Below are 14,816 nucleotides of genomic sequence, written 5' to 3'. Positions count from 1 at the left end.
AAGCATTCGTACATACGTACGAATAACTATCGCACGAATATGCACCGCTTTGCACCTGTTTCATTACGTTCTTTTCCACGGGAAGACGCCCGGCAAGATCGCGCCAGACGATATCAGGATGTCAGTTTTATCACCGTATTGAGAATGTCTTCACGGCTAACTGCGTCATCATTGAGATAGTTATGGATCGTATATCCTTCAATCATCGCATCCAGTGAGCACGCGGTTGCAATGTTGAAATGAAGGTGAAGTGACTTTCTGCTGCGTGTCATCCACTCCTGCAATATCAGCCGATATTCTTCTTTACGTGATGCCAGCGCATACAGCTCAAAGCTTAATGTCAGATGACGTGGCGTCGCCCAGATATCGCCACAGATCAGATCAACCACCGCTTCACGCGCGCTGTCGATATCCTTTGCCTGTTTGAGACGGACACGGAATGCCTGTGAGATACCATCAACCATATAGACGAACGCGTTGTTGAGCAGCAATTCAATGCTGCTATAGCGATAGGTCAGCGTCCCCGGAGAAAGCCCGGCCTGTTGCGCAATTTTTCGGTAGGTTGCCCCTCGCACGCCATGATCCAGTATGACTTCCAGCGCGGCCTCAAGAATTCTGTGTTGTGTATCTTTGCCATCATGCGCTGCATCGTGTGATGGTGACATCATTCTGTTCCCCCTTAACTGGCAATCCTGACTATCGTAACCTTTATAACAAAAAAAGCCGCCAGTGGTTCGATTCCCACTGGCGGCTTATGGTAAACGAAAAGCGGTTTAGCCTCTCAATTTACTGTGGTATTCACCTTTCAACGTATTGATTTCTGCTAATGCGGCTTTGGCTTCGCTCACTTTACCGGCATCCACCAGAGCCTGCGCGCTGTCGACTTTTTGCAAAATCTTATCCAAACCTTCCACATAGGCTTTTCTATCTGGGCCATCTGCAGGTTGCTTGGCGAAATCAGGCGGCACTTGCGTTTTAGCATGCTCGACGTGTTCGCGGAATGTGCTCAGCGCAGTTTTCAACGTTGCAGCATCATCCGCTTTCGTCGCCGCGGTATAACTTTTTTGCATACCGCGCATGTCTTCCGACACGGTTGCATTCGCTAAAACCGGTGTCAGTAAACTCCCGGCCAGCAGTACAGAAAAACAGATCTTGGTCATTCTATTCATCTTGAATTCTCGCTTGTGTTCCATAGCACGACATACTCGGAGAATCTGACCATCACACGCCGGCCAGCCCAATATTGATCTTGTTATATTGCGTCCTACGCCATTGCCCACATCACGGAGCGATGACTATGCTAAGTTTATGGTTATTACGGTAAAGATGTTAAATTATTTTTAATCGTTTCGTTATTTTTAATTATATAAATGTAAAAAAGCTCACCAGAGCCACTCTGGTGAGCTTTTTATCAGCACTAATTTTATTGGTAAAATAGATGAACAGTGTTAGTTCAACTGATAATCCAGCGTAATTTCAGCCTTCAGCACTTTTGACACTGGGCAGCCTGCCTTCGCTTTTTGGATAATCTTATCGAACGTAGCTTCATCAATCCCCGGAAGTTTCACCGTGCTATGAAGGGCGATCTTGGTGATCGCGAATCCACCATCGACTTTATCCAGTGAGACATCCGCAGTCGTATCAATTGACTCGGGTTTATGGCCTTCCTCGCCTAACATCAGTGAAAGCGCCATAGAGAAACAGGCCGCATGCGCCGCACCAATCAACTCTTCTGGATTCGTACCGGGTTTGCCCTCAAAACGGGTATTAAAGCCGTAAGGTTGCTGCTGCAATGCCCCGCTTTCCGTTGAGACGGTGCCCTTTCCCTGCTTGATATCACCTTCCCAATGCGCTTGCCCTTTTTTATGGATGGTCATGTAATCTCCTCATTATAGATTAGCCATTGGCAGCTATTCGCGTTGGCGCGAAATTATGCTGTCGTCATACCCTTTAAACCGTAGAACACATTCGGCATAAATCCAAATCGATTACTTCATATCTATAATAATTTCATGCTATAGAAATAAACTCAGTGATATATTTAGTGCTTTATTATTTTAAGATAAAACCGATTTACCTATTTATACAAAACTCGGATTATCGATGGGCCAAAGCAATAGGTTTTCAGAAAATGGAATTCTGTTTTGGCATATTTATTTTTACAACTCACCTATGTTATTAATCTTGAATCATATTGGATGTGAAACATGAATAAAATAACCTCATTAGCGTTATCCGCATTATGCGTCATTCCCTTAATTAATACCGCCCACGCCCAGTGGGAACTAGACGATATCTGTTACGGCTACGCTACCGCAACCGGCTCTGGGTATCAGGGTGGCGCGCTCTTATTGGACCCTATTCCACCGAACATGGAGATCACCGCGTTAAACCGTAGCCAACTGGATTATCGCGGCGTAAAGGCATCTCTGGCTGGGGCTTACCTGAAAGTGAATGGCCCAAAAGGCAGCACGGTGGTTTATGTCACGGATCTTTATCCTGAAGGTGGAGATTGCGCGTTAGATTTATCGTTTAACGCTTTCGAGAAAATAGGCGATCTGCGGGATGGGAAAATTAATATAGACTGGACGCTCATCGAAGCGCCGGTAAATGGCAACGTTATTTATCGTATAAAGGAAGGTTCAAACCCTTATTGGGCTGCGGTACAATTTAGGAATGTAAAATATCCGGTTATTGAGATGAAATATATGCGCGATAACCAGTGGGTTGCTGCACAAAAAACCGATTATAACCACTTTATTGTTGAGCACGTCGGAATGAACGATATTCCTATTGAATTTACCGATGTAAAAGGTAACGTTCTCAGCGACACGCTACCGCCAATGTCACAAAGTACCTCATCCGCTTACCTGATCACGGGCAAGGTCCAACTGTAGTCGCCCACAGCTTGAGGGACGCTGACACCGTGCTGCGTCCCTCGTTTCTGCCAAATTACGATTAATCAAAGCCCACGCCATTTTTACCTAATAAGCATCGAGATACACGGGGGTGAGGCGTCCCTGCGGGAACCTCCCCCTGTGTTTCCCCTAATAACGGACTTAAATGAATGGCACTACGCCACTTTCCCCAGCGTTTTCATCATATTACCTGGACATCGTCTTTAACTCGGGCGTACACGTTCCGTTTCCCACTTTTTCTATTGCCCAAATATTTGTTAGTTTTATCACTTCTTTAAGCGTTTGATTCGCCATCATTCGCACTACAGTATACCCTGTCGCAGATTACATTTTATTTTCTGCTTTAGGCATCATTACAAAAGGTCTCTTTTGCGTGGCAAAATTATTTTTACGTAGTGGAAGTTTGGATGATTTTCTGGCGCTGGGTGAAAACGGGCAGCCAGTTTATGCATCGGCACTTCAATTGCGGGAAACGTTACGTCTCAGAAAACAGCAGCAGATTGCCGATTGTCTGGCGATCCCCCAACCCAACGAGCATGGCGACCGCATTGACTGGTATTCGCCGGTTGACGGTAAAGTCACCTCTTGGATTGCCGCTAGTGAAGAAGAACGAGAAACGGCGCTGTCGTTACTGGAAACCTATCAAACCGCAGTTGCCGACATTAGCCAGCGTGCGCAAAATGCAGAAAAAGCGGGGCAGAAGCTTTTCGGTGTCCTGCTGGCAAAAGCGATACAGTTCCCAGGGGCGAACCACGTCTATCTGGTTGATGGTAAGCCCGTCTTAACATTCTGGGGCTTCGTCAATCTTGATAAGAAATCCCGCCTTGATGCATTGGACTGCCTGCGACCTATCATCAAGGAAGCAGAGCCGCTTTTTGTTGCCCCCGTCCCTGCCGCAAGCGCACCAACGCCGCCGTTGGTCGACCCTGTACCGGAGCCAGAACCACAGCCTGTCGTTCAACCCGAAGCCATCGAACCAACGCCTGCGCCTGCCGCTACAGCAGTAGCTTTGCCTACTCGTCCGCCGTTCTTCCGCCTGTGGTGGCTGTTACCTGCCGCCGCGCTGTTAGCGATTTTGTCATTGCAGATACGCGGCTGCGTGTCAGAACAAGAAAAACCGACATCCGAACAGGCCGCGACGGTCAAGCCAGAAAAACGCGCGTTGTCTTCTTCCACGCCAACTGAACCAACGCCGCCACCAGTTCCGCCGGTCGCAGAGAAAGAGATCGTGAAAGCGGCTGAGCCCCCTATTCCAGCTCCACCTGTTGTTTCTGCTGCGCCGACCGTAGAAGCGGCCAAACCAGAAGCGCCTGCTGCCGTTGAACCAAAAGAGCCGGTTGAACCCGTTGTCGAGCAAGTGCCAGCACTTCCTGCGGGCAAAGATGATTTAGTTATGCCAGCCGATGCTGTGAAAATTGGCTCCATCAAGTTCCTGAACGGCAACTGGCGCGTCATTGTTGATAGTAAAGCGCCGATTACCGGCAGACCACCTAGCCTGCGTTACCAGATTCAAAATGGCAAAGGAACGGCACGTATCACTCATGGTGACGGTGTCACGTGTCGCGCCAACGTTGAGGCTGGCTTAATGGGTTCTGGCAATCTGATCATCAACAGCCGTTCTGGTGCGCGCTGTTCCGATAATTCCCGTTTCCAGATGCCGGAACTGGTTTGTAAACAAGGTGCGTCTGGCACCGCTGCGGAGTGTATCGGTCGTTATGACGCAGACACCGTTTTCCCGATGACGATAAAGCGCGAGAGTAAATAATCATGCTGGCGACGATTACCGATTATAAACAACGCATTACGTTGATTCAGGACAGCGGGATTCAGTTTTTGGATTTTGCGTTAAAGCCACAGTTTTCGGCGGAACAGCCTAACCGCTATGTGCGTAAAAGTGCCAACGGCCCCTTATTGCACCTGCTTTACGATGAACATACGGACAAATACCTGCTGCCTTCTGCAACGGGTATGCCGCCGGAAGTGGTCAAGCCTGAGTTAAGTGCTTCACTTGATCAATCATTGAAGCTGCTGGAGAACATCTGGCTGCCGTTGCCCTTCTTCCGCTTCAATCCGCCGCGTACCTTTATGGGCGGGCCGGATAACTGGGCGCGGATGCGGATCCTGGCTTTGGATACGCCCGATCAGGACGGCAATACGCACCGCATTTGTCTGGCATTCGATACCAAAACCTACCCTGAAGGTCACGAGTTCGAGTCGCTGGCGCCTAATGCTAATGACATCAAAACTGGCGGGAGTTTCGCGCTGGCTTATCACAGCGACGAGCTAGGTGAATTCCTCGATGCAACCTGGGTCGACGGCTGGCTGCGGGAAGTCTTTAGTCAGCAGGTTAAGACGCAGGAAAAACGTGACAGCCATGATGTGAAAGTGGCGCTCAGGGGATTCGAATATCAGGCGCATTACCTGAATGTGTTGGATATGCTGGGCAACCAGCTTGAGATACCGGAAATTCGTATCAACACCAGCACGTTGCAGGAGCCTGCCGTCAACGTTGATCTGATTCTGGACGTCGGTAATTCGCACACCTGCGGCATTCTGGTAGAAGACCATGCAGATGAAAGCAACGGCCTGAAGCAGACCTATGAACTGCAACTGCGCGATCTGAATGAGCCACATTATCTGTATAACGAACTGTTTGAGAGCCGCGTTGAGTTTTCACAGGCGAAGTTCGGCAAGGAAAACTTCTCCGTAGAAAGCGGTCGTGATGACGCCTTCATCTGGCCGTCAATCACTCGCGTCGGACGTGAAGCTAGCCACATGGCGTTGCTGCGTCAGGGAACGGAAGGATCGAGCGGTATTTCCAGCCCGCGCCGTTACCTGTGGGATGAAGAAAGCTATGCACCCGGCTGGCGTTTTAGCCAGACGGACGCACATTCACAAGCCGAACCATTAGCCACTGCCATGCCGCTGACCATCATGCTGAATGATGAGGGGCAACCGCTCTACAACCAGCCGCTGGATGAGCGTTTACCGGTATTTTCGCCGCATTACAGCCGTAGTTCGATCATGACCTTCATGCTTTCAGAACTGCTGGCACAGGCGCTCATGCAGATGAACAGCGCCGCCCAACGCTTGAAGATGATCCACAGCAGCGCACCGCGCCAATTGCGTAACATCATTCTGACGTTGCCTTCCGCGATGCCGAAACCTGAGCGTGAGATTTTCCGCCGCCGCATGCATGAAGCCATTGCGCTGGTCTGGAAAGCGATGGACTGGCACCCGATGGACGAAGACTTCACCACGCTGGCCGACAAGCAGCAGAGCCGGGTTCCAGTGCCTGAAGTACAAATCGAATGGGATGAAGCAACATGCGGGCAGATGGTTTATCTGTATAACGAAGCACAGGTGAACTTTGGTGGCCGTGCTGAAGACTTCTTCGCCAGCATGGCTCGCCCAGATAAAGAACTCGACGAGGGCGAACCCGCAGGCAAAACGTTGCGCATTGCCTCAATCGACATCGGCGGTGGTACCACGGACCTCGCCATTACGCAATATCTGCTTGATGACGGCGTCGGTAACAACGTTAAAATTATTCCACGCCTGCTGTTCCGCGAAGGCTTTAAGGTTGCAGGTGACGATATCCTGCTGGATGTAATTCAGCTTTATATCCTCCCCGCACTACAGGCTGCGCTGAAAACCGCAGGAATGGCTAGCCCAGATGCGCTGATGGCGAAGCTGTTTGGCAATGAAGGCCGTATGGATGCACAGCTTACGCTGCGTCAACAGGTAACGTTGCAGGTCTTCATTCCAATCGGTCGCGCGATTCTGGAAGCTTACGAGCGCTTTGATCCGCTGGACACCAGCGCCGAGATTGAATCCACCTTCGGTGAATTGCTGGAACAGGCACCGACGGAAAAAGTGTTGGAATACATCAATACAGAAGTGCAGCGTGAGTTACCAGTTAGCGATATCGTATTCGATATTTTACAGGTGCCGCTCATCCTCAAACTGAACAAGCTGCATGGCGAATTCCTATCGAACAAAATGAACATCACGCAGAATCTGCGCCTGATGTCTGAAGTCGTGTCGCTGTATTCATGCGATGTGCTGCTGCTTACCGGACGCCCTTCGCGCTTCCCGGGGATTCAGGCGCTGTTCCGCCACCTGCAACCGCTGCCGATCAACCGGATGCTGTCGCTGGATGGCTATCACACCAATGACTGGTATCCGTTTAACAAGCGTGGACGCATCGATAACCCGAAATCCACCGCTGCCGTCGGCGCGATGCTGTGCCTGTTAGCTCTAGACCTGCGTCTGCCGGGCTTTTACTTTAAGGTCGGTGATTTCCAGCCTTATTCCACGGTGCGTTACCTCGGCATGATGGACAGCAACAATGCGCTGACGCTGGATAATGTGTATTACAGCGATATCGATCTGGATGAACCTGATTTTGTGCTGGATCCTAAACACAGCTTCCAGGTGCGTGGTTCGCTCTGCCTCGGATTCCGTCAGTTGGACAACGAGCGCTGGCCCGCCTCCTCACTCTATATGTTATCGATTGTCGATCAGGATTTAGCCCGTAAGGTCGTTGGCGACAGCAAGCTGCGCGTCCGACTGGCTGTAACGAAAGGCGACGATCAAGACAGCCCCGAGCGCTTTGAGATTGCCGACGCGGTATTAGAAGACGGTACCCGCGTTCCACCTCATCATTTACGACTTAAGTTGAACACATTATCCGCTAACGGCTCAGGAGCGACCCATTATTGGATCGATAGTGGGAGTGTATTTAAAAAATGAAACGATTAACGCCTAAACAGCTTTCCACCCGACTTCACGGCCAGCTACAGGCCGTCGCACAAGGTGTTGAACAGGCCATCGACTGGGTTGAAACCACTCGTCAGAACGCCCCACGTCTGGATATTGAAGCCGACCGTCTGATCGTCAAACTGCGTCGTAACCACAATAAAGCGCAGCATCTATCCGATGTGGCGCAGAAAGAGATTGCCATCGGCTTTTTTGGCCTGTCTCAGGCTGGGAAAAGCTATCTTATCTCGTCGCTGGCTGGGGGAGAAAACGGCAAACTGGAAACCTCATTTGAGGGGCAGCAGCTGGATTTTGTCGATCACATTAACCCATCTGATCGAGCCACCGCGCTTGTTACGCGCTTTAGCCGGCAGTCCGGTGTGAAGAACAAATCGTTTCCCGTTCAGTTGCAGCTCCTCAGCGAACTGGATATTGGCAAGATCATGGCCAACGCGTTTTTGAACGATCTCAACCAAGAGACAACGTTTGAGGAGCTGGATGAGCGCCATATCGCCGAGCACATTAAAACGCTGTTGATGCACCGCCAGCCAGAACCCGTCGAAGGGATGAGCCGCGATGAAGTCGTCGAACTCTGGGACTATCTCGTGCGCCACGACGTTAAACGGCAAAAACAGCTGGAAGCGCACTTCTGGCCCGTTGCGGTTGAATTAGCACCTTATCTTACCGTTGATGACCGTGCTCAGCTCTTCTCCGTACTCTGGGGAGAGTTGAATTCGCTGACTTCCGCGTATCGTCATTTCAACCATACGCTGCAACATCTGTCTGGTGCGAGTAAGTTATTAGCACCGTTACGGACACTGGTGGATGATGAGTTAAATCCCGCAGACGGCCTGATCGACGGTTCCGCGCTGGAGCGACTGCACAGTACCGACGATCCCAGCGTGCTGGTACGCCCAGTTCAAAACGGCCGCGCGGGGAAAACGGCAGAACTCTCGCTGGCAGAGTTAACAATGCTGACGGCAGAGTTACTTATCCCGTTACAGTCGCCCCCTAAAGAAGCGCTGTTCGAGCAGGTCGATGTACTGGATTTCCCCGGCTTTGGTGAAATTCGCGAGACGCGCACCGCGCCACCAGCAAAAGGTCAAAACACGCTGTATCCGCTGGCGCACACGTTATTGCGTGCGAAACGCGCCTATCTGCTGGAGCGCTATACCGACAATCAGGAAATGAACGTACTGATGGTATGCAGCGCCGCAGGCGATCGTGCCGACGTTAAAGTGGTTGGTAAAGCGCTGGAGCATTGGGTCAAACAGACTCAAGGTGAAAATGCGCAGGTTCGTAGCAACCGTAAACCGGGGCTGATTTGGGCGGTTACCCGTCACGACCGTCGTATTACGCACGGGCAAAACTACGATGCCGCGGTACAGCGCTATGTCGGTAATCCCGGCGACGCCTGGGGAACGATGCTGGCTATGGATAAACGTGGTGTAACACGGATGGCAACCTGGCTGGGGACCGAAGTTAACCGAGAAGTGAAGCTGGGGCGCATCAGCGAACAGCTTAACGAAATCCAACGTGAACTCAGTGATAACCTGTTAGGTAATTGGTATCTGCCCGTTGATGTTGACGATCCAGCAGAAAAACAGCGCATCGCCGAAACCTTGCTTAAATCGCTCCAGACCCGCACCGGCGTGCACGGCGAACTGCTGGAACGGCTTCTGCCTTCGCGTGATGAGCTGCGCCGTCTGTATCTGCAACAGAAAGGGGCAAACTACGGCGGTTTCCACTCAGATGCCGAAGATCTCTCCACTCCCTTAGCCAATAGCGATCCGTTTGGCGTCGGGATCGAAATCGATCTGTTTGCCGATGAGCCGATCGCTATCGATCAACCTGTCATGCCAGTTCTGACGATCGATCATGGTTATGAGGCGGACTATGCGCACGGTGTGTATCGTTATTGGATTAACTATCTACGCGGCCTGCCGGAAAATGCCCCGCTCCTCGATCTGCTGAACGTGCCGAAATCAACGATCGAAATGCTGGTCGAAGAATTGATTACCGGCAGCATCCGTTTACGGATCGAGGAAGCGCTGGTCGATATGTTGGTCGATGGTGAACAGTTGGGCATCAATCGTGAGAATAAAGCCGACCGTCAGGTTTCACGCGTGCTAACCATTCTCGGCGACTTTGTCGCCTGGCTTGGCTTCCAGCAGCTTGATGAATCCCTGCGCCCTGTCAGCCGTATTAATCGCGGCCATAAAATTTTCGCTAAGCCGGAAAAACAAGCTGTCAGCTTTGGGGCCTCACAGCGTTTAACCAAGCTGTCGCTCACGCCTACCAACAATACGGCGTTTTATATTTATGATTGGCTGGTTGGTCTAAACGAGATGATTATCCAGAATGCGGGCTACTCCGCTGCGCGAGAAGTCAGCGCTGAACAGCGCGAGCAACTCGGCACAATTTTGGCGCTGATTAAACCCGCTGAGAAATAACGTTCAGCTTACCGTTTTTGATATAGGAAACGTGGCGTGACATTGTCACTAATATTCACGTCATGTTTCCTTTTTTCTGCCACATCCTCCTCCCTAATGTGTTTATCGTCTCTCCTCGCTCCTCAAAATCTTATTTGACGAACCGTGGATTCAATCTATACCTAAGTTGATGACTTTCAATTAATAAGCGTTGAGTTCCTCTATCTGTTAGCCATTTTCACCGAGTGGAAATGGGTGACCTTAACAGGAGTGGTTATGACGATAGAAAAAGCGCGCGAGGAAAACGATATCTCGCTAGAAAACGGCGAGTACGAACCTATTTTGCTAAAAATAAGGGCATTCTATCGAGAGCTGACAGCTGAGGGGTTAGCGGAACTGGATGAGATTTATCATCGAGATATTCATTTTATCGATCCCGTTTCTAGCCATCATGGGCTGAGTGCTTTACACCGTTACTTTTCCCATTCACTCGACAATCTGAGCTATTGCCGGTTCGATATCTCTGATATTCATACTTTTCGCGGCGGTGCGACGATGTTCTGGACGATGCACTATGCGCATCCGTCCTTAAAGCGTAATGCGCCGCTGACGCTCGCGGGCTGTAGCCACCTGCTCTTTGCCGACAATAAAGTTATCTACCACCGTGATTATTACGACATGGGTGCGATGCTTTATCAGCATATTCCCCTGCTTGGTCCGTTAATCAACTATCTGAAGTCGAGACTTCAGTCATGAAGCGCGTGTTGATTACCGGCGCCAGTTCTGGAATCGGTCAACAGTTGGCGCTGGATTATGCCAGAGAAGGCTGGGACGTCCTCGCCTGCGGGCGCGATGAGCAACGGCTTCACGCATTGACTCTCGCCTTCCCAACCCTTCGTACAGCGGCATTTGACATGACGGATTTAGACGACACGCGTCAGGCGTTGGAAGGCGTGACGGCCGATCTAGTCATTCTCTGTGCGGGAACCTGTGAATATCTGGACAACGGCGTCGTTGAGGCAGAAAAAATCAGCCGGGTACTGACAACCAACGTAATTGGCCCAGTAAATTGTCTGTCGGTGCTATTGCCACAGCTTGCCAGCCATAGCCATCTGGCGTTGGTGGGTTCGACCGCCAGCCTCGTTCCCCTGCCGCGTGCGGAAGCCTATGGTGCCTCAAAGGCGGCGCTGGCCTATTTCGCCCGCAGCCTGTCGCTGGATTTGCAGGCACGCAATATCACCGTGTCGCTGATTCTGCCCGGCTTTGTGGAGACCCCACTGACAGCACGTAATGATTTCCCCATGCCGATGTTGATTTCCGTGTCCCACGCTTCTGAGGCTATTCGGCGTGGGCTAGCAAAGAAGAAACGTGAAATCGCCTTCCCTCTACGCTTTGCGCTATTACTCAAATTAATTTCTGTGCTCCCACAGTCATGGCAACGTCTGCTGGCAAGCCGCTTAGTAAGGTAAAAAGTATGAAGATTGCCATTATTGGTAGCGGTATTTCTGGCTTAACCTGTGCACTCAGGTTATCCGATCGCTTTCAGGTCTCAGTATTTGAAGCGAACGATTATCTGGGCGGGCATACGGCAACGGTCGATGTGGTTCAGGATGGCACGTCCTACGCCATTGATACGGGTTTTATTGTCTATAACGAGCGGACCTATCCCAACTTTATTGCTCTGCTGGATGAGCTGGGATTAACCGGTCAGCCCACCGAAATGAGTTTCTCGGTCAGTAATCCGGTTTCCGGGCTGGAATATAACGGGCATACCTTAAACACGCTGTTTGCCCAACGCAGCAACCTGTTCCGCCCCACCTTCTATCGCTTCGTTGCGGAAATCGTGCGTTTTAACCGCGTGTGTAAGCGGTATCTGACTGACGATAATTATCAGGGGCTGACGCTAAGCCATTTATTGCAGCAGGAAAAATTCTCTCCGTTCTTTGCTCAGCACTATCTTTTGCCTATGGGCGCGGCAATCTGGTCGTCGTCACTTGAAGATATGCGGCTTTTCCCTCTGTCGCTTTTCCTGACTTTCTTCAACCATCATGGACTGTTAGATTTGGTCAATCGCCCGCAGTGGATGGTGGTGCCCGGAGGTTCGCGGGAATATGTGCGACGCATTGCCGAGCGTGTCCGCGATCGGGCGACGATCCACCTCCAAACGCCTGTCAGCCAGGTAGTACGTGATGACACAGGCGTTACGGTGCATACCGCCGAACAGACACATCGGTTCGATCAGGTTATTTTTGCCTGTCATTCCGATCAAGCGCTGGCGCTGCTGGAAACGCGTACACCCGATGAGCAGCATATTCTCGGTGGCATACGTTATCAGCCTAACCATGTGATTTTGCATACCGACACCCGACTTTTACCGCATAGCCGACGGGCATGGGCGAGTTGGAATTACCGTTTACCGGTCGATCAGGCGCTTAGCCGTTCGCGCGCGTCCGTCACCTATAACATGAATATCCTGCAAGGTATTCGTTCCTCCACCACCTTCTGTGTTTCGTTGAACCCTCAGCAAGATATCGACCCGAGTAAAATATTACATCGCGCGGTTTATCATCACCCCGTCTTTACGCAACAGACGACGGAATATCAACAACAGCGCGAACGCATTAATGGACACAACTGCAGCTGGTTTTGTGGGGCTTATTGGTACAACGGCTTTCACGAGGACGGTGTAAAAAGCGCGCTGGATGTCGTCAGCCAACTCCACCAGAGTGTGCAACATGAATAGCGCATTGTATGTGGGTAACGTTCGTCATCGACGTTTCACACCCGTCACGCATCGTTTTGACTATGCATTATTCATGGCGTTAATCGATTTAGATGAAATCCCCGCCTTGCCGCACGTCGGTATTGCGTTGGAACGTTTTGCTCCTGCATCATTCTATCGCGGTGATTACCTCGGTGGCGGCGATATCAAAACCAAAGCTCAGGATCGAATTGCGGAACTGACTGGGGAACGCCTTACGGGGAAGGTATTGCTGCTTTGTCAGCTACGCTATCTGGGCTGCTCTTTCAACCCAGTCAATTTCTATTATTTGTACGATGAGCATAACCAGCTACGCTGGTTATTGGCAGAGGTGCGTAATACGCCCTGGAACGAACGCCATACTTATGCCGTCGTCCCCGATGGTTCTACGCCCGTTACCAAGGCGTTTCACGTATCGCCTTTTAACCCGATGGATATGGTCTATCGCTGGCGACTCACGCCGCCCGTCGAGCGTTTGCGGATCCACATCGAGAATCACAGGCAAGGACGCGAATTTGATGCGACGCTGTTGCTGCATCGTCAGCCGCTCACTCGCGCCGCCCTGCGTAACCAGCTTTGGTCACTGCCGTTAATGACGATGAAGATCGCCTGCACCATATATTGGCAGGCTTTGAAACTGTGGATTAAACGCTCACCCGTTTATCCCCATCCGCAGTCTGGAAAGAAGGATAACTCATGAGTTCAACGGAAACACAGCTGGTGCGTCACCCAAACGATACCGCTCGCTATACCCGAGCCAGAAAAGTGGTATTTGCCCTGCTTGGACGGATAGAAAATGGAAGTGTGCGCCTTCGCGAACCAGGAGGTAATGAAACGTTCTTCGGGGATCAACACGCAACGCTGCAAGGCGAAATCACGATACATCATCCTCGCGTTTATCGCCGAGTCTTGTTGGGGGGAAGTATCGCCGCCGGAGAAAGCTATATTGATGGCGACTGGAGTTCAACAAACCTCACGCTCGTTCTTCAGCTATTGGCGCAGAATCAGGCACTAATCGATACGCTTGAAACGCGTTTTGGCTGGTTCACGGGGCTATTTCATCGGTTTATCCACTGGTGCCGTCGCAATCGCCCACAACAGGCGCAGAAAAACATCGCCGCCCACTACGATCTGGGCAACCATTTTTACCGCAGCTTTCTCGATAGCGAGATGCTCTATTCCAGCGCCTGGTATCAGCAACCCGACATGACGTTGGAAGAGGCTCAGCGCGCCAAGCTGCACCGTCTCTGTGAACAGTTAGCACTATGTGAAACCGATCATTTGCTGGAAATTGGCACTGGCTGGGGAGGCCTCGCCGAACTGGCCGCCCGTGAATATGGCTGTCACGTCACCACGACCACGCTGTCACAGCAGCAATATGACTACGCGGTTGAACGTATTCAGCAAGCCGGACTGAGTCATAAAGTGACGGTACTGCTACAGGATTACCGCGCATTGACCGGGCAGTATGACAAGCTGGTATCGGTCGAAATGATCGAAGCCGTCGGAAAAGCTTATCTGCCCACTTTCTTCAAACGCTGTCAGCAACTGCTGCGACCACAAGGGCGCATGGTGCTTCAGGCGATTACCATTGCTGACCAGCGCTATAGTCATTACAGCCGTAATGTGGACTTTATCCAACGCTACATTTTCCCTGGCGGTTTTCTACCCTCAATTACCGCGATGACGACTACCATGACGCGGCATACCGACTTTATCACCCGCGATCTGTTTGATATCGGTCAGGACTATGCCCGTACTCTCAGCGAGTGGCGTCAACGTTTTTATCAGCAGTGGCATATGCTGAATGCGCAAGGCTTTGATGAGTCTTTTCAACGCCTGTGGGTATTTTACCTTTGCTACTGCGAAGCGGGTTTTCGCGCACGCACCATCAGCACCGTACAGCTCACGGCGGAAAGGCCATAAGCCAGAAACATAGCGATT

12 protein-coding genes are annotated in these 14,816 nt (G+C 51.1%); 9 read left to right on the top strand and 3 right to left on the bottom strand.

The window, feature by feature from the left end; all coding sequences use genetic code 11:
* Nucleotides 1–113 precede the first annotated feature (113 nt).
* From DUT67_RS10655 to DUT67_RS10645, 3 genes are all read right to left on the bottom strand, one after another.
* Nucleotides 114–668, bottom strand: coding sequence for a TetR/AcrR family transcriptional regulator (locus tag DUT67_RS10655; RefSeq protein ID WP_011093780.1), 555 nt, complete (start codon nt 666–668; stop codon nt 114–116).
* A 105-nt stretch (nt 669–773) separates the two neighbouring features.
* Nucleotides 774–1,160 carry a cytochrome b562 gene (locus DUT67_RS10650; RefSeq protein WP_011093779.1) on the bottom strand — a complete coding sequence of 129 codons (387 nt, stop codon included), beginning with the start codon at nt 1,158–1,160 and terminating at the stop codon, nt 774–776.
* 288 nt (nt 1,161–1,448) lie between these two features.
* Complete coding sequence (locus DUT67_RS10645; protein WP_039291849.1) at nt 1,449–1,877, bottom strand: OsmC family protein; 429 nt, start codon at nt 1,875–1,877, stop codon at nt 1,449–1,451.
* 330 nt (nt 1,878–2,207) lie between these two features.
* On the opposite strand from DUT67_RS10645, the gene DUT67_RS10640 reads away from it, so the two are divergent.
* From DUT67_RS10640 to DUT67_RS10600, 9 genes are all read left to right on the top strand, one after another.
* Nucleotides 2,208–2,897, top strand: a complete 690-nt coding sequence (locus DUT67_RS10640; protein ID WP_113627469.1) for an expansin EXLX1 family cellulose-binding protein — start codon at nt 2,208–2,210, stop codon at nt 2,895–2,897.
* 394 nt (nt 2,898–3,291) lie between these two features.
* Complete coding sequence (locus tag DUT67_RS10635; protein WP_113627468.1) at nt 3,292–4,683, top strand: SrfA family protein; 1,392 nt, start codon at nt 3,292–3,294, stop codon at nt 4,681–4,683.
* A gap of 2 nt (nt 4,684–4,685) precedes the next feature.
* The gene (locus DUT67_RS10630) at nt 4,686–7,673 is read left to right on the top strand and encodes a virulence factor SrfB (protein WP_113627467.1); all 2,988 of its coding nucleotides are present in this window, start codon (nt 4,686–4,688) and stop codon (nt 7,671–7,673) included.
* Nucleotides 7,670–10,132: a putative virulence factor gene (locus DUT67_RS10625; protein WP_113627466.1), complete on the top strand. Its 2,463-nt coding sequence runs from the start codon at nt 7,670–7,672 to the stop codon at nt 10,130–10,132. The genes DUT67_RS10630 and DUT67_RS10625 overlap by 4 nt, the downstream gene beginning before the upstream one ends.
* A 255-nt stretch (nt 10,133–10,387) precedes the next feature.
* A complete protein-coding gene (locus DUT67_RS10620; protein WP_113627465.1) occupies nt 10,388–10,867 on the top strand; it encodes a nuclear transport factor 2 family protein in 480 nt (159 codons plus the stop codon).
* Nucleotides 10,864–11,580: an SDR family NAD(P)-dependent oxidoreductase gene (locus tag DUT67_RS10615; protein ID WP_113627464.1), complete on the top strand. Its 717-nt coding sequence runs from the start codon at nt 10,864–10,866 to the stop codon at nt 11,578–11,580. Before DUT67_RS10620 ends, DUT67_RS10615 begins: the two co-directional genes overlap by 4 nt.
* Before the next feature lie 5 nt (nt 11,581–11,585).
* On the top strand, nt 11,586–12,854 hold the full coding sequence (locus DUT67_RS10610) for an NAD(P)/FAD-dependent oxidoreductase (RefSeq protein ID WP_113627463.1): 1,269 nt from the start codon (nt 11,586–11,588) through the stop codon (nt 12,852–12,854).
* Nucleotides 12,847–13,572, top strand: coding sequence for a DUF1365 domain-containing protein (locus DUT67_RS10605; protein WP_101781733.1), 726 nt, complete (start codon nt 12,847–12,849; stop codon nt 13,570–13,572). Before DUT67_RS10610 ends, DUT67_RS10605 begins: the two co-directional genes overlap by 8 nt.
* On the top strand, nt 13,569–14,798 hold the full coding sequence (locus DUT67_RS10600; RefSeq protein WP_113627462.1) for a cyclopropane-fatty-acyl-phospholipid synthase family protein: 1,230 nt from the start codon (nt 13,569–13,571) through the stop codon (nt 14,796–14,798). Before DUT67_RS10605 ends, DUT67_RS10600 begins: the two co-directional genes overlap by 4 nt.
* Nucleotides 14,799–14,816 lie beyond the last annotated feature (18 nt).

The organism is Pectobacterium peruviense (assembly GCF_003312355.2).
GTDB classification, from domain to species: Bacteria; Pseudomonadota; Gammaproteobacteria; order Enterobacterales; family Enterobacteriaceae; genus Pectobacterium; species Pectobacterium peruviense.
Note: the sequence above shows the minus strand (reverse complement) of the source record. Positions and strands in the feature narration are given on the sequence as shown.

Coding starts and splice junctions, on each gene's coding strand:
- DUT67_RS10620 (WP_113627465.1), top strand. CDS start 10,388: ATGACGATAGAAAAAGCGCGCGAGGAAAACGATATCTCGCTAGAAAAC.
- DUT67_RS10645 (WP_039291849.1), bottom strand. CDS start 1,877: ATGACCATCCATAAAAAAGGGCAAGCGCATTGGGAAGGTGATATCAAG.
- DUT67_RS10625 (WP_113627466.1), top strand. CDS start 7,670: ATGAAACGATTAACGCCTAAACAGCTTTCCACCCGACTTCACGGCCAG.
- DUT67_RS10600 (WP_113627462.1), top strand. CDS start 13,569: ATGAGTTCAACGGAAACACAGCTGGTGCGTCACCCAAACGATACCGCT.
- DUT67_RS10650 (WP_011093779.1), bottom strand. CDS start 1,160: ATGACCAAGATCTGTTTTTCTGTACTGCTGGCCGGGAGTTTACTGACA.
- DUT67_RS10615 (WP_113627464.1), top strand. CDS start 10,864: ATGAAGCGCGTGTTGATTACCGGCGCCAGTTCTGGAATCGGTCAACAG.
- DUT67_RS10605 (WP_101781733.1), top strand. CDS start 12,847: ATGAATAGCGCATTGTATGTGGGTAACGTTCGTCATCGACGTTTCACA.
- DUT67_RS10655 (WP_011093780.1), bottom strand. CDS start 668: ATGATGTCACCATCACACGATGCAGCGCATGATGGCAAAGATACACAA.
- DUT67_RS10610 (WP_113627463.1), top strand. CDS start 11,586: ATGAAGATTGCCATTATTGGTAGCGGTATTTCTGGCTTAACCTGTGCA.
- DUT67_RS10630 (WP_113627467.1), top strand. CDS start 4,686: ATGCTGGCGACGATTACCGATTATAAACAACGCATTACGTTGATTCAG.
- DUT67_RS10640 (WP_113627469.1), top strand. CDS start 2,208: ATGAATAAAATAACCTCATTAGCGTTATCCGCATTATGCGTCATTCCC.